General features: G+C 71.4%; 19 protein-coding genes and 1 pseudogene. 4 read left to right on the top strand and 16 right to left on the bottom strand.

Annotated features, from left to right (window positions below):
- Positions 1 to 93 precede the first annotated feature (93 nt).
- Both groL and groES read right to left on the bottom strand, forming a co-directional pair.
- Positions 94 to 1,716, bottom strand: a complete 1,623-nt coding sequence (gene groL, locus QM595_RS03745; protein WP_415170184.1) for a chaperonin GroEL — start codon at positions 1,714 to 1,716, stop codon at positions 94 to 96.
- 96 nt (positions 1,717 to 1,812) lie between these two features.
- Positions 1,813 to 2,106, bottom strand: a complete 294-nt coding sequence (gene groES, locus QM595_RS03740; RefSeq protein WP_415170183.1) for a co-chaperone GroES — start codon at positions 2,104 to 2,106, stop codon at positions 1,813 to 1,815.
- Positions 2,107 to 2,208: 102 nt separating this feature from the next.
- Here groES and QM595_RS03735 point away from each other — a divergent pair, with 102 nt between their 5' ends.
- Together QM595_RS03735 and QM595_RS03730 are read left to right on the top strand one after the other, a co-directional pair.
- A complete protein-coding gene (locus tag QM595_RS03735; RefSeq protein WP_415170182.1) occupies positions 2,209 to 3,432 on the top strand; it encodes a THUMP-like domain-containing protein in 1,224 nt (407 codons plus the stop codon).
- A 47-nt stretch (positions 3,433 to 3,479) separates the two neighbouring features.
- A pseudogene (locus QM595_RS03730) lies at positions 3,480 to 3,980 on the top strand (hypothetical protein); the annotation flags it as partial.
- A gap of 678 nt (positions 3,981 to 4,658) precedes the next feature.
- Here the strand turns inward: QM595_RS03730 and tsaD are convergent.
- The 11 genes from tsaD to glmS form a co-directional block, all read right to left on the bottom strand.
- The gene (gene tsaD / locus QM595_RS03725; protein ID WP_415170181.1) at positions 4,659 to 5,711 is read right to left on the bottom strand and encodes a tRNA (adenosine(37)-N6)-threonylcarbamoyltransferase complex transferase subunit TsaD; all 1,053 of its coding nucleotides are present in this window, start codon (positions 5,709 to 5,711) and stop codon (positions 4,659 to 4,661) included.
- A complete protein-coding gene (rimI, locus tag QM595_RS03720) occupies positions 5,708 to 6,160 on the bottom strand; it encodes a ribosomal protein S18-alanine N-acetyltransferase (protein ID WP_415170180.1) in 453 nt (150 codons plus the stop codon). Before rimI ends, tsaD begins: the two co-directional genes overlap by 4 nt.
- Positions 6,157 to 6,780, bottom strand: a complete 624-nt coding sequence (tsaB, locus tag QM595_RS03715; protein ID WP_415170179.1) for a tRNA (adenosine(37)-N6)-threonylcarbamoyltransferase complex dimerization subunit type 1 TsaB — start codon at positions 6,778 to 6,780, stop codon at positions 6,157 to 6,159. The genes rimI and tsaB overlap by 4 nt, the downstream gene beginning before the upstream one ends.
- Complete coding sequence (gene tsaE / locus QM595_RS03710) at positions 6,781 to 7,758, bottom strand: tRNA (adenosine(37)-N6)-threonylcarbamoyltransferase complex ATPase subunit type 1 TsaE (RefSeq protein WP_415170178.1); 978 nt, start codon at positions 7,756 to 7,758, stop codon at positions 6,781 to 6,783.
- Complete coding sequence (locus QM595_RS03705; protein ID WP_415170177.1) at positions 7,755 to 8,807, bottom strand: alpha/beta fold hydrolase; 1,053 nt, start codon at positions 8,805 to 8,807, stop codon at positions 7,755 to 7,757. The genes tsaE and QM595_RS03705 overlap by 4 nt, the downstream gene beginning before the upstream one ends.
- Before the next feature lies 1 nt (position 8,808).
- Positions 8,809 to 9,939, bottom strand: coding sequence for an alanine racemase (alr, locus tag QM595_RS03700; protein ID WP_415170176.1), 1,131 nt, complete (start codon positions 9,937 to 9,939; stop codon positions 8,809 to 8,811).
- A 10-nt stretch (positions 9,940 to 9,949) separates the two neighbouring features.
- Positions 9,950 to 11,329, bottom strand: a complete 1,380-nt coding sequence (locus QM595_RS03695) for an NAD(P)H-hydrate dehydratase (protein ID WP_415170175.1) — start codon at positions 11,327 to 11,329, stop codon at positions 9,950 to 9,952.
- Between the two features lie 105 nt (positions 11,330 to 11,434).
- A complete protein-coding gene (locus QM595_RS03690) occupies positions 11,435 to 11,731 on the bottom strand; it encodes a hypothetical protein (protein WP_415170174.1) in 297 nt (98 codons plus the stop codon).
- A gap of 113 nt (positions 11,732 to 11,844) precedes the next feature.
- The gene (locus tag QM595_RS03685) at positions 11,845 to 13,155 is read right to left on the bottom strand and encodes an aspartate aminotransferase family protein (RefSeq protein WP_415170173.1); all 1,311 of its coding nucleotides are present in this window, start codon (positions 13,153 to 13,155) and stop codon (positions 11,845 to 11,847) included.
- Between the two features lie 76 nt (positions 13,156 to 13,231).
- On the bottom strand, positions 13,232 to 14,014 hold the full coding sequence (locus QM595_RS03680; RefSeq protein WP_415170172.1) for an ABC transporter ATP-binding protein: 783 nt from the start codon (positions 14,012 to 14,014) through the stop codon (positions 13,232 to 13,234).
- The gene (glmS, locus tag QM595_RS03675; RefSeq protein ID WP_415170171.1) at positions 14,011 to 15,858 is read right to left on the bottom strand and encodes a glutamine--fructose-6-phosphate transaminase (isomerizing); all 1,848 of its coding nucleotides are present in this window, start codon (positions 15,856 to 15,858) and stop codon (positions 14,011 to 14,013) included. Before glmS ends, QM595_RS03680 begins: the two co-directional genes overlap by 4 nt.
- Before the next feature lie 101 nt (positions 15,859 to 15,959).
- Here glmS and coaA point away from each other — a divergent pair, with 101 nt between their 5' ends.
- Positions 15,960 to 16,946 carry a type I pantothenate kinase gene (coaA, locus tag QM595_RS03670; protein ID WP_415170170.1) on the top strand — a complete coding sequence of 329 codons (987 nt, stop codon included), beginning with the start codon at positions 15,960 to 15,962 and terminating at the stop codon, positions 16,944 to 16,946.
- A 25-nt stretch (positions 16,947 to 16,971) separates the two neighbouring features.
- Here the strand turns inward: coaA and glmM are convergent, their stop codons facing one another.
- The 3 genes from glmM to rplM are packed head-to-tail and all read right to left on the bottom strand — an operon-like array spanning position 16,972 to position 19,299.
- A complete protein-coding gene (glmM, locus tag QM595_RS03665) occupies positions 16,972 to 18,333 on the bottom strand; it encodes a phosphoglucosamine mutase (RefSeq protein ID WP_415170169.1) in 1,362 nt (453 codons plus the stop codon).
- A gap of 3 nt (positions 18,334 to 18,336) precedes the next feature.
- Positions 18,337 to 18,837: a 30S ribosomal protein S9 gene (gene rpsI / locus QM595_RS03660; RefSeq protein WP_415170168.1), complete on the bottom strand. Its 501-nt coding sequence runs from the start codon at positions 18,835 to 18,837 to the stop codon at positions 18,337 to 18,339.
- Between the two features lie 18 nt (positions 18,838 to 18,855).
- Positions 18,856 to 19,299, bottom strand: a complete 444-nt coding sequence (rplM, locus tag QM595_RS03655) for a 50S ribosomal protein L13 (protein WP_415170167.1) — start codon at positions 19,297 to 19,299, stop codon at positions 18,856 to 18,858.
- A 179-nt stretch (positions 19,300 to 19,478) separates the two neighbouring features.
- On the opposite strand from rplM, the gene QM595_RS03650 reads away from it, so the two are divergent.
- The gene (locus QM595_RS03650) at positions 19,479 to 20,765 is read left to right on the top strand and encodes a citrate synthase (RefSeq protein WP_415170166.1); all 1,287 of its coding nucleotides are present in this window, start codon (positions 19,479 to 19,481) and stop codon (positions 20,763 to 20,765) included.
- Positions 20,766 to 20,943 lie beyond the last annotated feature (178 nt).

Below are 20,943 nucleotides of genomic sequence, written 5' to 3'. Positions count from 1 at the left end.
GGTCCCAGACCTGCACTAGCGCCGACTCGAACCTTCTCAGAGCAGCACTTCTGCCGACTCGCGCCCTCTCGGGCCCGCACTTCTGCCGAGTCGTCAGTGGCCGTGGCCGTGGCCGTGACCAGCGGCGGCAGCCGGCTCCTCATCCTCGGGCTTGTCGACCACCAGGGTCTCCGTGGTCAGCAGCAGGCCGGCGATCGAGACGGCGTTGACCAGTGCCGAGCGGGTGACCTTGACCGGGTCGATGACGCCCTGGGCGACCAGGTCGCCGTACTCCCCCGTGGCGGCGTTGTAGCCGTTGCCCGCGCCGAGCTCGCGCACCTTGGTGGTGATGACATAACCGTTGTCGCCACCGTTCTCGGCGATCCAGCGCAGCGGCTCGTCGGCGGCCTTGCGCACGATGCGCACGCCGACAGCCTCGTCACCGGACAGGCCGAGGTCCTTCTCCAGCACGGAGACCGCGTGGATCAGGGCCGAGCCACCGCCGGCGACGATGCCCTCCTCGATCGCGGCGCGGGTCGCGGAGACGGCGTCCTCGATGCGGTGCTTCTTCTCCTTCAGCTCCACCTCGGTATGGGCGCCGACCTTGATCACGCACACGCCACCGGCCAGCTTCGCGAGTCGCTCCTGGAGCTTCTCGCGGTCCCAGTCGGAGTCGGTGTTCTCGATCTCGGCCTTGATCTGGCCGACCCGGCCCTCGACCTGAGCGGGATCGCCGCCACCGTCGACGATGGTGGTGTTGTCCTTGGTGATGACGACGCGCCGGGCGGTGCCCAGCTCCTCCAGGCCGATCTGGTCGAGCTTGAGGCCGACCTCCGGCGAGATCACGGTGCCGCCGGTCAGGATGGCGATGTCCTGCAGGATCGCCTTGCGGCGGTCGCCGAACGCCGGCGCCTTGACCGCGACGGCGTTGAACGCGCCGCGGATCTTGTTGACGACGAGCGTGGACAGCGCCTCGCCCTCCACGTCCTCGGCGAGGATGAAGAGCGGCTTGCCGGTCCCGACGACCTTCTCCAGCAGCGGCAGCAGCTCCTGGATCGAGCTGATCTTGCCCTGGTGCAGCAGGATGTAGGGCTCGTCGAGGACGGCCTCCATCCGCTCCGGGTCGGTCACGAAGTAGGCCGAGATGTAGCCCTTGTCGAACTGCATACCCTCGGTGAACTCGAGCTCGGTGCCCGTGGTGTTGGACTCCTCGACGGTGATGACGCCGTCCTTGCCGACCTTGTCGAAGGCGTCGGCCAGCAGCGCGCCGATGTGGGAGTCGCGGCTGGAGATGGTCGCGACGGCGGCCATGTCCTCCTTGCTGTCCACGTCGCGGGCGGAGGCGCGCAGTGCGTCGCCGACAGCGGTGGCAGCCTGGTCCATGCCGCGCTTGAGACCCATCGGGTTGGCGCCGGCGGCGACGGCCCGGAGGCCCTCGTGGACCAGCGCCTGGGCCAGCACGGTCGCGGTGGTGGTGCCATCACCGGCGACGTCGTTGGTCTTGGTGGCGACCTCCTTGGTGAGCTGCGCACCGAGGTTCTCGAACGGGTCGTCCAACTCGACCTCACGAGCGACGGTGACACCGTCGTTGGTGATGGTCGGGGCGCCCCACTTCTTGTCGAGCACGACATAGCGGCCCTTGGGGCCCAGGGTCACCTTGACGGCGTTGGCGAGCGCGTCCACGCCGCGCTCGAGCGCGCGGCGGGCGTTCTCGTCGAACTCCAGGATCTTCGGCATATCTCTCCTTCGAGATGATTCAAACGACTCGGGACGTCATCCGAGTTGGCTGTCCGAGCAGCCGCTTCGCATGACGTCCCGAGTCACGAGGCTTGGTCAGGAAATGACAGCCAGGACGTCACGCGCCGAGAGGATGAGGTAGTCCTCGCCGCCGTACTTGACCTCGGTGCCGCCGTACTTGCTGTAGATGACCTTGTCGCCGACGTTGACGTCGAGCGGGACCCGGTTGCCGTTGTCGTCGACGCGACCGGGTCCGACCGCGAGGACCTCGCCCTCCTGCGGCTTCTCCTTGGCGGTGTCCGGGATCACCAGGCCGGAGGCGGTGGTCTGCTCAGCCTCGACCTGCTTGATGACGATGCGGTCCTCGAGAGGCTTGATGTTGATCGACACGGTGTCGACCTCCCCTTCACACTTCGATGGGCGAATCTGATGAGAACGTCATTGGCACACTCGACCTGAGAGTGCCAACTCAGACGTTAGCACTCACGATCAATGAGTGCCAGGGCGGTGGTGTTGGATGGGCTCGTGGACCCCGACGCGCTGGCCTGGTTGCTCACCGACGACGGCCAGCGGCTGCTGGCCCGGGCAAGCGAGCTGACGGGCCTCGAGCCGCTGCGGGCACAGACGATCCTGCGCAAGGAGTGGCAGGCGCCGTACGTCGCCGCGGCAACGACCCAGGTGGAGCTGCGCGCCAAGGCGGTGGCCAAGTTCGGGGAGGCCGCCGAGCGGATGTACTTCACTCCCGACGGGCTGGAGCAGGCCACCCGAGCGGCTGTCGCCGACCATCGGGCCGCCCGACTGAGCGCCTTCGGCGCAGCGACACTGGTCGACCTCGGCTGCGGCATCGGCGGCGACCTGATCGCAGCGGCGCGGGCCGGCCTGACCAGCGCCGGCGTCGACCTGGACCCGGTGCGGGTCGCGGTGGCGCGGGCCAACCTGGCCGCTCTCGGGCTGCCCGGCGCGGTGAGCGTGGCCGACGCGACCAGGGTGGACCACTCCCCCTTCGACGTGGCCTTCGCCGACCCGGCTCGACGCGGCGCACGAGGGCGCACCTTCGACCCCGAGGGCTGGACGCCGCCGTGGTCGTGGGTGAGCACGCTGTTCACCCGCGACGCCTGCGTCAAGGTCGCGCCGGGCATCCCGCACGGCCTGATCCCACCCGGCGTCGAGGGCGAGTGGGTCTCCGACCGCGGCGAGGTCAAGGAGGCGGCGCTGTGGGCCGGCCGCCTCGCGACGGTACGACGACGCGCCACCGTGATCGCCCCTCCTCACTGGCAGGGCGGCGGGCTGGCCACGCTGACCGACGAGGACGCTCCCCCGCCGGGCACGGGCGCCGGCGAGGTCCGCAAGGTCGGCGAGTTCCTCTACGAGCCCGATGGCGCGGTGATCCGGGCCGGCCTGGTGACCGCCGTCGCCGCCGGCGTCCGGGGTGGCCTGCTCGACGAGCACCTCGCCTATGTCACCTCCGAGGAGTCCTTCCGGACCCCGTTCGCGACCGGCTACCGGGTGCTCGAGGAGCTGCCCTACCGGGAGCGGCCGCTGCGCGCGGCGCTGCGCGAGCGCGGCGTCGGCCGGCTGACGATCAAGAAGCGCGGCGTGGCGGTGGTGCCCGAGCAATTGCGCCACCGCCTGGCGCTGCGCGGCCCCAACGAGGCCACCATCGTGATGACCCGGGTCGCCGGCGAGGGCACCTGTCTGCTGGTCACACGATTCTGATCCCGCGCTCACAGGTCAGTCACAGCAGCCGGCCCGAAAGTGAGGCCATGACCGAGCTTGAGGACAACCACCGCGCCACTCGTCGTACCGTCCTGCGCACCGGCGCCGTCGCCGGCGCGGGACTCTTCGCGCTGACCGCCGTCAGGGACCTCGCCCAGCAGGCGGTGGCGGCGGTGCCCAGCGCCTCGTCCTCGCTGGCGCTGGCCTCCTCGACCGGCTGCGCGACGCTGACTCCCGAACTGACCCAGGGCCCGTTCTGGGTCGACGAACAGCTCAACCGCAGCGACATCCGCGCCGACAGCACGACCGGAGCGATCCAGGGCGGCGTCCCCCTCACGCTGACGATCAACCTCCAGGACGCCGGCGGCGAGTGCACCCCCCAGGCGGGTGCCTATGTCGACATCTGGCACGCCAACGCACAGGGCGAGTACTCCGATGTGTCCGGCAGCGGGAACCCCGACAACCGCGGCGTCGACTGGCTGCGCGGCTACCAGGTCTCCGACGCCAACGGGGCGGTCACCTTCACCACGATCATGCCCGGCTGGTACGTCAGCCGGACCATCCACATCCACTTCCGGATCCGGGTCGCCTTGTCCGACTCCTCCTCGGTGAACTTCACCTCCCAGCTCTTCTTCGACGACACCGTCAACGACACCGTGCAGGACACCAGCGGCTACCAGGGCAGCTCCGGCCGCGACACCCACAACTCCGACGACAGCCTGTACGACGCCAGCCTGCTCGTCCCGCTCACCGGCAGCACCACCGCCGGCTACACCGGGTCGTTCACCGCCAGCCTCGACTTCGGCGACGGCACCTCCTCCAGCGCGTCCTCCTCCACCACGACCTCCTCCACCACGACCGACAGCACGGCCGACACCACTACCGGCCGGGTCGCCGCCCGGGCCACCAGCGTGCGGATCGCAACGCGGCGCAGCGGCCGGCGGGTCGCCATCGTGAAGGTGCGAACCCACGAGCGGGTCGCCGCCCGGCTGCGGCTGATCCGGGGCGACAACGTGCGGGCCCACCGCCGCTGGGGCTGGCTTGCCTCCGGCACGGTGCACACCCTTCGGCTGCGGATCCCCGCCTCGGTGGCCGCCGGGAGCGCCCGGCTCGAGGTGAAGCTGGCCGACGCCTCCGGGAACGTGAAGTACCGCTCCGTCACGGTCGACGTCCCCTGACCTCCCTCCCCCGCGCCGGTCACCGGCGTCCTCCTCTGACGTCCCGCGTCAGACCAGGACGCTGGTGACCGGCTGAGAGGAGTCGGCCGGCAGGTCGAGGGAGCTGGGGGTGCGGCCGCGCGCGACCATCTCGGCGCCGAGGGCGGCGACCATGGCGCCGTTGTCGGTGCACAGGCCGGGCCGCGGCACCCTGACCCGGATGCCGAGCTTCCCGGCCCGCTCCTCGGCCAGCGCGCGGAGCCGGCTGTTGGCGGCCACCCCTCCGCCGATGACCAGATCCTCGATGCCCTCGCTGCTCGCGGCATCGAGCGCCTTGCGGACCAGCACGTCGCAGACGGCCTCCTGGAAGCTGGCAGCCACGTCGGCGATCGGCACCGGCTCGCCGGAGCGCTCGCGAGCCTCGACCCAGCGGGCGACCGCGGTCTTGAGGCCGGAGAAGGAGAAGTCGAAGCGGTGCCGCTCCAGGTCGTGGCGCGCGGTGAGGCCACGCGGGAAGGCGATCGCCACCGACGATCCGGAGCGGGCCTCGCGGTCGATGACCGGGCCGCCGGGGAAGCCCAGGCCGAGCAGCCGGGCCACCTTGTCGAAGGCCTCCCCCGCCGCGTCGTCGATGGTGGCACCCATCGGCTCGACGCCCCTCCCGTGACCGGTCACGTCCTCGACGCGCAGCAGCGAGGAGTGCCCGCCGGAGACCAGCATCGCCAGGCACGGCTCGGGCAGCCGGCCGTGCTCGAGCTGGTCGACCGCGACGTGCGAGGCAAGATGGTTGACGCCGTACAGCGGCTTGCCGAGGCCGAGGGCCAGCGCCTTGGCGGCCGCCACGCCGACCAGCAGCGCGCCGGCAAGCCCGGGCCCGCTGGTCACCGCGATGGCGTCCACATCGGCGAGCCCGACGCCGGCGGTCTCGCAGGCTCGCTCGATCGTGGGCACCATGGCCTCGAGGTGGGCGCGGCTGGCGACCTCGGGCACCACGCCGCCGAACCGGACATGCTCCTCGACGCTGCTGGCGACCGCGTCGGCGAGCAGCGTCGTGCCGCGCACGATCCCGACGCCGGTCTCGTCGCACGAGGTCTCGATCCCCAACACCAGCGGCTCGCTCATGTGCACTTCCCCAGGTCGAGCTGGAGGACGACCCCGGTGGCGCCGTCGCGGTAGTAGCGCGGCCGTCGGTCGATCTCGGTGAAGCCGGCGGCGGCGTAGAGGGCGAGCGCGGCGGCGTTCTCCTCACGGACCTCCAACAGCAGCCGGTCGGCGCCGGCCGCCGCCGACCGGCCGACCACCTCGACGAGGAGGTCGCTGCCCAGACCGTGACGGCGGTACGCCGGATGGACGGCGATCCGCTGCAGCTCGGCGACCTCGAAGACGATGCTGAGAATGGCGTGACCGGCGACCGCGCCGTCCTCGGAGTCGGCCACCAGCAGGCTCACCGTGGGCAGGCCGCCGTCGACGGCGAGCGTGAGGTAGTCCGGGGTCCAGGCGTCGTCGGGGAAGCTGAGCAGCTCGAGCGCGGCGACGGCGGGTACGTCGGCCGGGACCGCCTCGCGGATCATCGGTCGGCCTGGGCGACCGCGTCGGGGCGGCGCAGGTAGAGCGGCTCGGGGTCGAGCAGCTCGGCCCGCTGCTCGGCGACGGTACGGGCCAGCCAGCCTGCGCTCGGCCGCGCCGGACCGACGGCCCGCGGAAAGTCGACGGGGTAGAGCAGCGCGCCCTCGCCCACGACGGGACCGTCGGTCGCGGCGTCGGCCGGGCGGATCACGACCGGCCCGCCGAGGCGGCTGCCGTCGGCGTCGTACCTCGCCAGGTAGACCTCCTTGCGACGGGCGTCGGTCGCGACCGCGAAGCCGGCGTCGACAGCCCCGGTCGAGACTGCCTCGACGGCGAGCACGTCGAGGGTGCAGACGGCGTGGACGGGGATGTCGAGCACGAAGCCGAGGGTGCGAGCGGTGACCAGGCCGACGCGCAGCCCGGTGAACGGGCCGGGTCCGGCGCCCACCGCGACGGCGGTGAGGTCGTGGCGGGTCGCGCCGGCTGCGGTCAGCACCTCCTCGATGAGCGGGGCGAGCTGCTCGCCGTGCTTCATCGCGCGGTCCGAGACCCGCTCGGCGACCACGCCGTCGTCGTACAGCGCGACGGTGACCTGGGGGGTGGCCGTGTCGAAGGCGAGCAGCATCTACACGGCACCCCAGTCCAGGATGTGCCAGCGCGGTCCCACTGGGGTGATCTCGACCCGGCGGGGATCGAGACCACCCCCTCCGAATTCGGCAGAGAGCTCGTCGACGGCCAGCGCCCGGACGATGCGGATGTCCAGGTGCGACTCGGCCAGCCCCTCGGCCAGCCCCTCCCCCCACTCCACGACCGTCACCGCGTCGTCGAACTCGGTGTCGAGGTCGAGGTCGTCCAGCTCGGCCCGAGGATGGGTAGAGCTGCCGAGGCGGTAGGCGTCGACGTGGACCAGCTCCGGGCCGTCGGCGAGCGAGGGGTGGACGCGGGCGATCACGAAGGTGGGCGAGGTGATGTCGCCGCGCACCCCCAGCCCGGCGCCGAGCCCCTGGGTGAAGGTGGTCTTGCCGGCGCCCAGCTCGCCGGAGAGCACCAGCAGGTCGCCGGCCCGCAGCTGGGCCGCCAGCCGCTCGCCGAGCGCGCGCATGTCGTCGGCGGTGGCGATCTCGACCACGTGGGTGCGCAGCGGCCGGCGCATCTCGACGTACGGCGAGGTGCGGGCGATCTCCCGGAAGCCCTGCTTGTCCCAGAACCTGATGTTGCGGGGCAGCTCCTCGCGAGCCACCACGGTCAGGTCCTCGTAGCGCTGCACCGGATCTCCGAGCGCCGCCTCGACGGCGGCGGCCACCATGGCGTGCGCGACGCCGTGGTTCTGTACGGCGGGGAGCACCGCGAACCGGCGCAGGTAGACGGTCCGGCCGACCGGGTCGAGCACCAGGCTGCCGACCGGCTCGCCGTCGAGCATCGCCAGCAGGCCGCCGTGGGCGGCGAGCCTCTCGGCGATCGTCTCGACGGTCTCGCCGAGCGCGTCGGCGGGCGGGTCCAGCGGCGGCCGCTCGCCGAACGCCGCCCGGACGATGCCGAGCACCGTGGCGGCCTGCTCCGGGCCGACCCGCCTGACGTCGAGCCCGGTCCCGACGGTCGTCACCGGTGTGCCCCCTCGGCCGCTGCCGCGAGCAGCTGGTCGAGGGCGGCGTTGACCTGGCCGTGCCGCTCCAGGATGACCATGTGGCCGGCGCCCTGGCACTCCACGAGCACCGAGCCCGGGATGCGGCTGTGCAGCTTGCGGGCGTGACCGATGGAGGTGAGCCGGTCGGCGGTGCCGCAGATGACGGTGGTCGGCACCCGGCCGAGGATGTGGACGTGGTCGAACTTGTCGAGCTCCTTGAAGCCGGGGAAGAACTCCGCGACCACCTGGAAGGGCGTCGCCGAGAGCATGTCGTTGACGAACTCGACGTAGCCGGCAGGCACCTTGTCGCCGAAGGCGAAGGCGTCGGTGGCGACGGTGGCGATCGAGCGGCCCAGGCGCCGGGCGCCGTCGACGGCACGGTGGCCGCGAGCGAGCGCCCGTAGGGTGCCGCTGGTGATGCCGGCGCCGAACCGGGCCGGGACCAGAGGGAAGAAGAGCCGGGCCGGGTCGAGGCCGCCGGCGGTGGTGGAGATCAGCGCGACGCCGGCGATCCGGCCGCCCTGGTCGGCGGGCGCGAACAGCTCCGGGAACTGCTCGGCGAAGGCCACGATGGTCATGCCGCCCATGGAGTGGCCGACGAGCACGACGGGGCCCTCGGGGACGACCGCGTCGATGACGCTCTTGAGGTCGGTGCCGAGCTGGTCGATGGTGCCTTCCTTGATGGAGCCGCGACCCGAGCGGCCGTGCGAGCGCTGGTCGTAGAAGACGGTGCGGACCAGACCCCGGTAGGCGGCCCGCTGGAAGTGCCAGCAGTCGAGGTTGAGGGCGTAGCCGTGGACGAAGACCACGGTCAGGTCCGAGGTGGCCTCGTCGACCTCCACCTGGAGGGGCACGCCGTCGTTGGTGACGACGGTGCGCGCCGGGGCTCGCAGCGAGCCGAACGGCGTCGCGTCGCCGCGGCGACGGGCGATGGAGCGGCGTCGCTGCGCCACCCGGACGGCGGCTCCGGTGGCGGCGAGACCGGCGGCTCCGGCGGCGGCCCCGGCGATGCGAGCGGACAGACCCACCTCAGGCCTCCCTGTCTGTGTCGATGTGACGCCTGGTCAGTCTCCCACCCAGCCGCGTGACGATCTCATAGGAGATGGTTCCCGCCGCCTCCGCCCACTCCTGCGCGGTCGGTTCGCCGCTGTCGCCGGGCCCGAACAGGACGACGTCCTCGCCGACCGGCGGGTGGTCGCCGGCGAGGTCGACGACGAACTGGTCCATGCAGATGGTGCCCCGGATCGGCCGCCGGGCGCCGGCGATCCACACCTCGGCTCGGTCGGCCGCCGCGCGCGGGATGCCCTCGGCGTAGCCGACCGGGACCAGGCCCAGACTGGTCGGTGCCGGCGCGACCCAGTGGCCGCCGTAGGAGACCGCGGCGCCGGCCGGGACGTCCTTGACCATCGCCAGGTCGGCACGCAGCGTCATCGCCGGTCGCAGCCCGAGTCCGGTGATCACGCCGGGGCCTGGGGGGAGGCCGTACGCCGCGATGCCGACGCGCACCAGGTCGAACCGGGCGCTGGGCCGCAAGATCGCCCCGGCCGAGTTGCCCAGGTGCCGCACCTCGGGGGTGAGCCCGGCCTCGGCCAGCTCGGCGAGGGCCTCCCGGAAGACCTTCTCCTGGGCGTCGTTGGCGGGGTCCTCGGGGACCTCGCTGGAGGCGAGGTGGGACCAGATGCCCGTCACCTTCCAGATGCCCCGATCCTGGCCCTTCCGGGCGTGCTCGAACAGCATCGGCCAGTCCGCCGGCATGGCGCCGCCCCGGGAGAGGCCGGTGTCGACCTTGAGCTGGAGCCGGGCCCGGCGGTTGGCGCGGCGCGCCGCGTCGGCGATCTGGTCGAGCTCGGCGAGGGTGTAGGCGGTGAGGTCGACGTCGCGCTCGACCAGTGCGGCCAGGTCGTCGCGAGGCACGCTCAGCCAGGTGAGCAGTCTGCCGGTGTCGCCGGCCTCGCGCAGCCGTAGCGCCTCGGCGGGGGCGGCAACGCCGAGCCAGGGCGCGCCGGCCTCGCGGGCGGCCCGGGCCACCTCGACCATGCCGTGGCCGTAGCCGTCGGCCTTGACCACGACCATCACCGGGGTCTGGGTGAGGTAGGCCAGGCGCCGTACGTTGTGCCGGACGGCCGCCAGGTCGACCACGATCTCCGCGCGGCTCGTCACGGCATCCCCCTCACGACGGCAACTCTCTCATCACCTCCGGGAGCGCCTGGGCCGCCCTCGTCGCGGTGAGAGGTCCGTCACGGCTGGCCAGGGTCGCGGCGGCGCCGTGCAGCCAGGCGCCGACGCTGGCGGCGTCGAGTGGGCCGAGGCCGGCCGCGAGCAGGCTGCCGACCAGACCTGCCAGGACGTCGCCGGCTCCTGCCGTCGCCAGCCAGGGCGTGCCGGTGGTGTTGATCCGGACCGGGCCGTCCGGGCTGGCGACGAGGGTCCGGCGGCCCTTCAGCAGGACGACACAGCCGTAGCGGGCGGCCGCCTCCCGGACGTGGTGCAGCGGCCGCGCCTCGATGTCCTCGCGCTGCTCCCCGAGCATCGCGGCGAGCTCGCCGGCGTGCGGGGTGAGCACAGCGCCGGGCACCGGGCCGGTGAGGTGGGCCAGCGCGTCGGCGTCGATCACGACCGGGACGCCGTCGGCCAGCGCCGCCGCGAGCTGGTCCGCGGCGTCGGCGTCGGTGCCGGACCCCACGACCCAGGCCTGGACCTGGCCCTCGCCGACGACCTCCGGGTGATGCTGCTTGACCACGTCGGCGGCGCTGCCGACGTAGCGGACCATGCCGGCCAGGCCGGTGCCGGCGCCGGCGGTGCTGAGCAGCGCCGCGCCGGGGTAGCGGGCGCTGCCGGTACGCAGGCCGACCACGCCGCGGCCGTACTTCTGCGCGTCGGGCGCCGGCCGGGGCAGCAGCCGGGCGACATCGGCGGCCTGCAGCGCCTCGACCGGCGCCGGTGGGAGGTCGAGGCCGAGGTCGACCAGGTGTACGACGCCACAGCAGCGGGCCGCCGGGTCGGCGAGGTGGGCGAGCTTGTGGGTGCCGAAGGTGATGGTGAGGTCGGCGCGTACCGCCATCCCGGCGAGCTCGCCGGTATCCACATCGACCCCGGAGGGCACGTCGACGGCGACCATCGGGATCGAGGGACTGATCGGCACGAGCGCCTCGGCGACGCGGGCGGGCAGCCCCGGCCGGCCGCCGATGCCGAGGATGCCGTCCACGACGACGTCGACCGAGCCCTTGCGCAGCGGCCGGGGCGCGGTCACCACGCCGCCAGCGGCCCGCAGCGCGGCCAGGCCGCCCTCGTGAGCGCGGTCGCCGAGCAGCCAGGCCTCGACGGCCGCGCCCCGGCGGGCGAGCAGCGCGCCGGCGTACAGCGCGTCGCCGCCGTTGTCTCCCGGACCGACGAGCAGCACGACGCGCCGGCCGTAGCCACCACCGAGCAGGTCGACGACGGCATGGGCCAGGCCGGTCGCCGCCCGCTGCATCAGAGCGCCCTCCGGCAACCGCGCCATCAGCGCGGCCTCGGCCGCCCGGATCTGCGCGACGGTGTGGGCTGCCCTCATGCCAGGAACGTACCGCGAGGTGCCGGGCCATGCGGCGCGCGTCGCGGTCTATGTCGACGAGGGCACCTCCGGCTCCGGCACCGCCGGACCTACCCTGGAGCGCTCCTAGGGCGTGGGCCCGGGGAGCCGGCGGAGCACCTCGGCAAGGGTCGCGTCGATGGTGTCGAACCGAGCGTCATGCGCATCCAGCCGCCCGTCGATGACGTCGAGCCGCCCGTCGATGGCGTCGAGCCGCCCGTCGATGGCGTCGAGCCGTCCATCAACGGCGTCGAACCGCTTGCGGGTCTCTTTGGCGAAGCGCCGCTGACGCTTCTCGAGACGGTCAAGCTTCTGGTAGATGAACATGACGTCGTCGCTGAGCTGAACGACCTTGCGGCCGAGCTCGCTGGGCTGAGCGGTCATGGTGTCCTCCTCCGGGTCCGAGATGCCCCGAGCCTAGGCGGGCGGTCGGCAGCGCGCCACCGATCGGGAGGCGGCCTGTGGACAAGCCCCCGCGAGCCGGCTGACCCGCCTTGCTACAGGGTGGCGAGGACGTCGTCGATGATCGCCACGCCCTCGGCGACCTCCTCGGGCGTGACGACGCACGGGGGTACGACGTGGATGCGGTTGTTGACGATGAAGGGCAGCAGTCCGCGCTCCAGCAGCCTGGTCCGCACGGTGCCCATGGCGGCGTCGGGCAGCGGCTCGCGGGTGGCGCGGTCGGCGACCAGCTCGATGGCGTGGAAGACCCCGAGGCCGCGGACCTCGCCGACGACGTCGTGGCGCTCTGCGAGCTTGGCCAGCGCGGGCGCGATGTGGTCCTGGCCGACGCTGCGGGCATTGGCCACGATCCCCTCGGACGCCATCGCGTCGAGCGCGGCGACGATGGCCGCCATCGCCAACGGGTGACCGGAGTAGGTCAGCCCGCCCGGGAAGACCCGCTCGTCGAAGTGGTGGGCGATCGGGTTGGAGATGATGACGCCGCCGGCCGGGACGTAGCCGGAGTTGACGCCCTTGGCGAAGGTGATGAGGTCGGGGGTGATCCCCCAGTGGTCGATCGCCAGCCACTCGCCGGCCCGACCGAAGCCGGCCATCACCTCGTCGGCGATGAGGACGATGCCGAACTCGTCGCACAGCGCCCGTACGCCGGCCAGGTAGCCGTCCGGAGGCACCAGCACGCCCGCCGTCCCGGGAATGGTCTCGAGCAGGATCGCGGCCACGGTGGCCGGGCCCTCCGCCTCGATGACGCGACGCAGGTGCCGCAGCGCCCGCTCCGACTCCTCCTGCGGCGTACCCGCCCAGAACTCCGTGCGGTAGAGGTAGGGGCCGAAGAAGTGGACATGGCCGTGGGCGAACTCGTTGCCGGCCGGCCGACGCCAGTCGCCGGTGGCGACGATCGCGGCACCGGTGTTGCCGTGGTAGGAGCGATAGGTGGAGAGCACCTTCTCCCGGCCGGTGAACAGCCGCGCCATTCGGATGGCGTTCTCGTTGGCGTCGGCGCCGCCGTTGGTGAAGAAGACCTTGTCGAAGCCGTCGGGGGCATGAGCGGTGATCCGCTCGGCGGCCTCGCCCCGCGCCAGGTTGGCGTGCTTGGGGTCGACCATGGTCAGCGTCGCGGCCTGCTCCTGGATCGCCGCGACCACCGCGGGATGCTGGTAGCCGATGTTGACGTTGACCAGTTGGCTGGAGAAGTCGAGGTAGCTCCTCCCGGCGTGGTCCCAGAGCCGGGAGCCCAGCCCGCCGGCGAAGACCAGCGGCTTGAGCGCGCCCTGCGCGGACCAGGAGTGGAAGACGTGTGCCCGGTCGAGCTCGAAGGCGCGGGCGTCCAGATCAGGAGTCTGGCTCATGACTATCGATTCCTTGTCGATGCGACGATCATCCTGCGAAATCCGTCGCCGACAGCCCCGTCGAGCAACGAACTCGTCACAGCATAGGGGCATTCGCTCCGTGGTGGAGCAGGTGGCGCACTCGGCTGACAGTGTGCGCGAACGCGTCGGCGTCGCGGTAGTCCTCGTCGCGTCGGCCCGACGCCGGACCGGTCGCGACGATGTCGACGATCCGGCCCGGGCGCGGTGACATGACGACGACCCGGTCGGAGCAGAAGACCGCCTCCGGGATGGAGTGGGTGACGAAGACGACGGCGGCGCCGGACTCCTCGGCGATCCGCACCAGCTCGGTCTGCATCCGCTCCCGGGTGATCTCGTCGAGAGCCCCGAACGGCTCGTCCATGAGCAGCAGCCGGGGACGCTCGGCAAGTGCGCGGGCGATGGCCACCCGCTGCTGCATCCCGCCGGAGAGCTGGTCCGGGTAGTGGTCGGCGACGTCGGCGAGACCGACCAGCTCCAGCAGCTCCACGATCCGGGCCCGACGAGTCGACCGGTCGATGCCGTGGAGCTGCAGCGGCAGCCGGACGTTGTCGGCGACGGTGCGCCACGGCAGCAGCCCGGCCTGTTGGAAGGCGATGCCGTAGTCGTGGTCGAGCCGTGCCCGCTCCGTCGTCTTCCCGAAGACCGAGACCGAGCCCGTCGTCGGCGAGTCGAGGTCGGCGACGAGGCGCAGCAGCGTCGACTTGCCACATCCCGACGGGCCGATCAGCGAGACGAACTCGCCCTCGGCGACGGTCAGGTCGATGTCGGCAAGCGCGACCGTCTCCCCCGCCCGGGTCGGGAAGACCCGGCCGACCCCGGACATCTCGACAGCGATCACTCGACGGTGACCGACTTCGCCAGATTGCGGGGCTGGTCGACGTCGTGCTCGCACAGGGTCGCGAGCTCGCAGGCGAAGAGCTGCAGCGGGACGGTGGCGACGAGGGGCTGGAGCAGGACGGGCACGGACGGGATCGGGATGACCACGTCGGCGTACGGCTTGATGCGCTCGTCGCCCTCCTCGGCCAGCACGATGGTGCGGGCGCCGCGGGCGCGGACCTCCTGGATGCCGGAGAGCATCTTGTCGTGGAGCTGGTCGCGGCCCTGCGGCGGCACCACGCAGAAGACCGGCAGCCCGGGCTCGACGAGCGCGATCGGGCCGTGCTTGAGCTCGCCGGCGGCGAAGCCCTCGGCATGGAGGTAGGCGAGCTCCTTGAGCTTCAGCGCGCCCTCCAGCGCGACGGGGTAGCCGGCGTGGCGGCCGACGAAGAGGACCGAGCGGGAGTCGCGCAGCTCGCGAGCCAGCTCGTAGACGTCGTCGGCGTGGGAGAGCACCCAGTCGATCGCGGCCGGGATCTCCTCCAGCTGCTCCACGATATTGGTGATCTCGTCGCCGAACCTGGTGCCCTTGACCTGTGCCAGGTAGAGCGCCAGCAGGTAGCAGGCGACCAGCTGGGTCAGGAAGCCCTTCGTCGAGGCGACGCCGATCTCCGGCCCGGCGTGGGTGTAGATGACGGCGTCGGACTCGCGCGGGATGGTCGAGCCGTTGGTGTTGCAGATCGCCAGCACCTTGGAGCGCTGCACCCGGGCGTGCCGGATCGCCTGCAGGGTGTCGGCGGTCTCGCCGGACTGCGAGATGGCGACGACGAGCGTGGAGTTGTCGAGGATCGGGTCGCGGTAGCGGAACTCACTGGACAGCTCGACCTCGACCGGGATGCGGCACCAGTGCTCGATGGCGTACTTGGCGACCATGCCGGCGTAGAACGACGTGCCGGCCGCGATGATGATGATCTTGTCGATGTCGCGCAGCTCGTCGTCGGAGAGCCGCATCTCGTCGAGCTGCAGCCGGCCCTCGGTGTTGCGACGACCGAGCAGGGAGTCGGCCACCGCGCGCGGCTGCTCGAAGATCTCCTTGCGCATGAACCAGTCGTAGCCGTCCTTCTCGGCGGCAGCGAGGTCCCAGTCGATGTGGAAGGGGCGGCCCTGCGACGGCGTACCGTCGAAGTTGGTGACCGTGGCGCCCTCGCGGGTGATGGTGACGACCTGGTCCTGGCCGAGCTCGAGCGCCTCCCGGGTGAACTCGATGAACCCGGCGACATCGGAGCACAGGAAGCTCTCCCGCTCGCCGAGGCCGACGACCAGCGGGGAGTTGCGCCGGGCGGCGACCACCTGGGCGGGGTCGTCGCGGTCGGCGGCGACCAGCGTGAAGGCGCCCTCCAGCTGTCGGCAGACGGTCTGCATCGCCGCGGTCAGGCTCAGGCCGCGCTCCAGCTCGATCTCGACGAGATGCGCGGCGATCTCGGTGTCGGTCTCCGAGGTCAGGGTGTGGCCGTCGCGCTCGAGGCCGGCGCGGAGCTCGGCGAAGTTCTCGATGATGCCGTTGTGGATCAGCGCCAGCCGGCCGTGCTGGCCGGTGTGGGGGTGGGCGTTGGCGTCGGTCGGGCCGCCGTGGGTGGCCCAGCGGGTGTGTCCCAGGCCGGTGGTCGCGGCGGGCAGCGGCTGCTCGTCGACGACCTTCTCCAGGTTGGCGAGCTTGCCGGCCTTCTTGCGGATCGGCAGGGTGCCGTCGCCGGGCACCAGCGCGATGCCGGTGGAGTCGTAGCCGCGGTACTCCATGCGTCGCAGACCCTCGATGACGACGTCCTGGGCCGACCGCTCGCCGACGTACCCGATGATCCCGCACATGGGCAGGAGTGTACGGCGTGCCGGGGCCCCTCCCGCCCTTCCCGAGCCTGGACGCAGGGGCTGTGATCCGCGCCGCAGACACGTACGGAACAATCGCCCTCATGACCTCCCGCGAGGCCGAGAGCGGTGTCCATGGCTCTCCCCCTGACGCAGAGTCCTCGCCCTATCTGGAGCTCAGCCGCGAGGACTGGGCGAAGCTGGCGACCGAGACCGACCTCCCGCTCTCGGCCGAGGAGGTCCATCGGCTGCAGGGGCTCGGCGACGCCATCGACCTGACCGAGGTCGAGGAGGTCTACCTCCCGCTCTCCCGGATGCTCTCCCTCTACGTCTCCGCGGCCGGCAAGCTGCACCGCGCCCAGGAGGCGTTCCTGCACCGGCGCACTCCCCCGCGCACGCCGTTCGTGATCGGTGTCGCGGGCTCGGTGGCGGTCGGCAAGTCCACCACCGCCCGGGTGCTGCAGCAACTGCTCGCGCACTGGCCCGAGCACCCCAACGTCTCCCTGGTCACCACCGACGGCTTCCTCTACCCCAACGCCGAGCTGGAGCGGCGCGGACTGATGCAGCGCAAGGGCTTCCCGGAGTCCTACGACCGTCGCGCGCTGCTGAGGTTCGTGGTCGACATCAAGTCCGGCCGCGACGAGGTGCGGGCACCGGTCTACTCCCATCTGGTCTACGACGTGGTGCCCGACGAGAAGGTGGTCATCGCCCACCCCGACATCGTGATCGTCGAGGGGCTCAACGTGCTCCAGCCGGCCCGGGTGCGCGAGGACGGCCGCACCGGCCTGGCGGTCTCGGACTTCTTCGACTTCTCGGTCTACGTCGATGCCGGCACCGCGCACATCAAGCAGTGGTACATCAACCGCTTCCTACGGCTGCGGGAGACCGCCTTCCGCGACCCCGGCTCCTACTTCCGCAAGTACGCCGCCCTCACCCGCGACGAGGCAGCCGCCGAGGCCGAGCGGATCTGGGAGGACATCAACGGCCCCAACCTGGTCCAGAACGTCCTGCCCACCCGCTCCCGCGCGACGCTGGTGCTGCGCAAGGACCGCGACCACTCGGTCCGCTATGTGCGGGTCCGCAAGCTCTGAGCCTGAGAACGCGCGAGGCGCGGCGCTACAGCGCGAGGCGCTCCTTGACGACGGCAGCGAGCTGGTCGGCGAGTTGGCGCGCTCGCGGCTCGGTGGCGGCCTCGACCATGACCCGCACCAGCGGCTCGGTGCCGGAGGGGCGGAGCAGGACGCGACCGGCGCCGGCGAGCACGTCCTCGGCCTGACGTACGGCGGCCAGCACCTCGGGGTCGTCGGCCCGGCTCTTGTCGACGCCGGAGACGTTGACGAGCACCTGCGGGAAGCGGGTGACGACGCTGGCCAGCTCCGCCAGCGGGGTGCCGGTGGCGACCATCCGGCCGGCGACGTGCAGCGCGGTGAGGATGCCGTCGCCGGTGGTGGCGAAGTCGCTCATGATGACGTGACCGGACTGCTCGCCGCCGAGCGAGTAGCCGCCCGCCGACATCTCCTCGAGCACATAGCGGTCGCCGACGGCGGTGGTGCGCACGGTGACGCCGGCGCCGGTCATCGCCTGGTGCAGGCCGATATTGCTCATCACCGTGGTGACCAGGGTGTCGTGGGCGAGCTTGCCCTGCTCCCGCAGCGCGAGCGCCAGCAGGCCCATCAGCTGGTCGCCGTCGACGAGATTGCCGGCGGCGTCGACGGCCAGGCACCGGTCGGCGTCGCCGTCGAAGGCGAAGCCGGCGTCCGCGCCGTGCTCGAGGACCGCCTTCTGCAACTGCTCGGGGTGGGTGGAGCCGCAGCCGTCGTTGATCTCGACGCCGGTGGGCTGGTCGTTGATGGCCACCACGGTCGCGCCGGCCTGGCGGAAGGCCAGCGGCGCGGCTACCGAAGCGGCGCCGTGGGCGCAGTCGAGGACGACGCTGCACCCGGCCAGCGAGCCGGCGGTCGAGCGCAGCGTGTCGACCAGGTGGTCGACGTACTCCCCGACGGCGGTCTCGTGGAAGCCGATCCGGCCCACGCCCGAGCCTGTCGGCAGCGTCCAGCGCTCGCCGAGCCGGGACTCGATCTCGTCCTCGAGGGCGTCGTCGAGCTTCACCCCGCCGCGCTGCAGGAACTTGATGCCGTTGTCGGGCATCGGGTTGTGCGAGGCGGTGACCACCACCCCCAGGTCGGCGCCGAGCGACTCGGTGAGGTAGGCGATGGCGGGGGTCGGCAGCACGCCGAGGTCGAGCACGTCGACACCGGCCGAGGCCAGACCGGCCACCACCGCGGCCTCCAGGAAGTGCCCGCTCACCCGCGGGTCGCGGCCGATGACGGCAGTCGGCCGGCCGGTGGTCCGCCCCGAGAAGTCCTCGTGGGCGAGCAGGACATGGGCCGCGGAAACGGCGAGATCCAGGGCCAGCGACGCGGTGAGCACCTCACCGTTCGCCAGGCCCCGGACCCCGTCGGTGCCGAAAAGGCGCATAGATCAGCGCTTGCTGAACTGCGAAGCCTTACGAGCCTTCTTCAGTCCGGCCTTCTTGCGCTCGACGACGCGAGCGTCGCGGGTGAGCAGGCCGGCCTTCTTCAGCGTCGGCCGGTTGGCCTCCACGTCGACGGCGTTGAGCGAGCGGGCGACGCCCAGCCGCAGCGCGCCGGCCTGGCCGGCGATGCCGCCGCCGTGGATGCGGGCGATGACGTCGAAGCGGCCCTCGAGCTGCAGCGCCGCGAACGGCTCGTTGGCGATCTGACGGTGCAGCGCGTTGGGGAAGTAGTCCTCCAGCTTGCGGCCGTTGATCGTCCACACTCCCGTGCCGGGCACGATGCGGACGCGAGCGACCGCCTCCTTGCGGCGGCCGGTGGCGCCGGCGGGCGCGATGGTCGCCGGGCGGGCCGGGGTGTCGGCGGACGGAGCGGACTCGCTGGTGTAGGCGACGCCGGCCTCGTCGACCTCGTAGTCGACCTCAGCCTCAGTGGTGTTCTCAGACATGTGTGATTCCTTGGTCGATTACTGAGAGATCTGCTTGATCTCGAACGGGACAGCCTGCTGGGCCTGGTGGGGATGCGTCGGGCCGGAGTAGACCTTGAGCTTCTTGATCATCTGCCGACCGAGCTTGTTCTTCGGGAGCATTCCCCACACGGCCTTCTCGACCGCCTTGCGCGCGTCCTTGTCCAGGATCTCGCCGATCGGGGTCGCCGTCAGACCGCCCGGGTAGCCGGAGTGGCGGTAGGCGAGCTTCGTGGTGCGCTTGGTGCCGGAGAGGGAGACCTTCTCGGCGTTGACCACGATGACGAAGTCGCCGGTGTCGGCGTTGGGGGCGAAGATCGCCTTGTGCTTGCCGCGGAGCAGGTTCGCGACCTGGACCGCGAGCCGACCGAGCCGGATGTCGGTCGCGTCGATCACGTGCCAGGCGCGCTCGATGTCGCCGGGCTTCGGAGCATAGGTGCCCACGTGTGCCTCACTTGTTCGTAGGAATGGTGCTGCTCGTGGCCTCTGACGAACACAGCCGGGTTGCCAACGGAATTGGTAGAGCCGGTCTGCCCCCACTGATGGGAGCGGCAGGGGTCACGACCGCACAAGGTTACGGGCCGCCGTACGCAAGGGTCAAAACGTCGGCTAACGTGAGACGCGTGACTGATTCTCTCACCGTCCGCGACAACCGCACCGGGCAGGAGTACGACGTCCCGATCACCGACGGCACCATCCGCGCCGCAGACATCGGGCAGATCAAGGTGGCAGACGAGCCAGGTCTCGCCGTCTACGACCCCGGCTTCCTCAACACCGCCTCGTGTCGATCCGCCATCACCTATATCGACGGTGACCAGGGCATCCTGGAGTACCGGGGCTATCCGATCGAGCAGCTGGCGGAGAACTCCACCTTCCTCGAGGTCGCCTACCTGCTGGTCCACGGCTCGTTGCCGACGAAGGACGAGTACGACCAATGGGTGCACAACATCACCTACCACACCTTCGTCCACGAGAACGTCAAGAGCTTCATGGAGGGCTTCCGCTACGACGCCCACCCGATGGGCATGTTGATGGCCTCGGTGGGCGCGCTCTCCACGTTCTACCCCGAGTCGCGCAATATCTCCGACGCCGACAACCGCGCCATCCAGGTGATCCGGATGATCGCCAAGATGCCGACGCTGGGCGCCTGGTCGTTCCGGCACGCGCAGGGCAAGCCCTACGTCTACCCCGACAACGACCTGTCCTACACGGCCAACTTCCTCTCCATGCTCTTCAAGATGACCGAGGTGACCTACGAGCCCGACGAGCGACTCGTCAAGGCGCTGGACACCCTGTTCATCCTGCACGCCGACCACGAGCAGAACGCCTCCACCAATGCGGTCCGTGCCGTCGGATCGACGCAGGTCGACCCCTACTCCGCCGTCTCCGCTGGCATCGGCGCGCTGTTCGGCCCGCTGCACGGCGGTGCCAACGAGGCGGTGCTGAGGATGCTGCGCCGCATCGGCAACGTCTCGGAGATCCCCGCGTTCATCGAGGGCGTCAAGAACGGCAACGAGCGGTTGATGGGCTTCGGTCACCGGGTCTACAAGAACTACGACCCGCGCGCCCGGATCATCAAGAAGGCCGCCGACGACGTCTTCGACGTCACCGGCGTCAACCCGCTGCTCGCGGTGGCTCAGGAGCTGGAGAAGATCGCGCTCAACGACGAGTACTTCGTCAAGCGCAAGCTCTACCCCAATGTGGACTTCTACTCCGGCCTCATCTACGAGGCGCTGCAGTTCCCGCCGGAGTTCTTCACCGTGCTCTTCGCCATCGGCCGCACCCCCGGCTGGCTGGCCCAGTGGCTGGAGCTGGTGCAGGACAAGGAGCAGAAGATCGCTCGTCCCAAGCAGATCTACACCGGCGACCGGACCCTCGACTTCACCCCGGCCGAGCAACGCTGGGCGTAATCCCCATCGGCAAGGCCTTGGCTGGACGCCAAGGCGACTGTGACTGCACCAGCCGAGCGGTCGCAAACTGACCGGAGGAGCGCCAGCGGGGGAGGTCAGTTTGCGACCGCTCGGCGTCTCTTGCGTGTCACAGTCGCCTTGGCGTCCAGCCAAGGCCTTGCCGATGGGGATTACGCCC

Origin of the sequence: Nocardioides sp. (genome assembly GCF_047607185.1) — a bacterium.
Classification (GTDB): Bacteria; Actinomycetota; Actinomycetes; order Propionibacteriales; family Nocardioidaceae; genus Nocardioides.
The sequence above is the reverse complement of the archived record's forward strand: the minus strand, read 5'-3'. Positions and strand labels throughout refer to the sequence as shown.

Bases quoted from the DNA above. Each gene is read 5' to 3' on its own strand.
- tsaB (WP_415170179.1), bottom strand. From the start codon at position 6,780: ATGCTGCTCGCCTTCGACACGGCCACCCCCCAGGTCACCGTCGCGCTG.
- groL (WP_415170184.1), bottom strand. From the start codon at position 1,716: ATGCCGAAGATCCTGGAGTTCGACGAGAACGCCCGCCGCGCGCTCGAG.
- QM595_RS03685 (WP_415170173.1), bottom strand. From the start codon at position 13,155: ATGAGCCAGACTCCTGATCTGGACGCCCGCGCCTTCGAGCTCGACCGG.
- glmM (WP_415170169.1), bottom strand. From the start codon at position 18,333: ATGCGCCTTTTCGGCACCGACGGGGTCCGGGGCCTGGCGAACGGTGAG.
- rpsI (WP_415170168.1), bottom strand. From the start codon at position 18,837: ATGTCTGAGAACACCACTGAGGCTGAGGTCGACTACGAGGTCGACGAG.
- glmS (WP_415170171.1), bottom strand. From the start codon at position 15,858: ATGTGCGGGATCATCGGGTACGTCGGCGAGCGGTCGGCCCAGGACGTC.
- QM595_RS03690 (WP_415170174.1), bottom strand. From the start codon at position 11,731: ATGACCGCTCAGCCCAGCGAGCTCGGCCGCAAGGTCGTTCAGCTCAGC.
- rimI (WP_415170180.1), bottom strand. From the start codon at position 6,160: ATGATCCGCGAGGCGGTCCCGGCCGACGTACCCGCCGTCGCCGCGCTC.
- coaA (WP_415170170.1), top strand. From the start codon at position 15,960: ATGACCTCCCGCGAGGCCGAGAGCGGTGTCCATGGCTCTCCCCCTGAC.
- QM595_RS03735 (WP_415170182.1), top strand. From the start codon at position 2,209: ATGAGTGCCAGGGCGGTGGTGTTGGATGGGCTCGTGGACCCCGACGCG.
- QM595_RS03695 (WP_415170175.1), bottom strand. From the start codon at position 11,329: ATGAGGGCAGCCCACACCGTCGCGCAGATCCGGGCGGCCGAGGCCGCG.
- tsaD (WP_415170181.1), bottom strand. From the start codon at position 5,711: ATGAGCGAGCCGCTGGTGTTGGGGATCGAGACCTCGTGCGACGAGACC.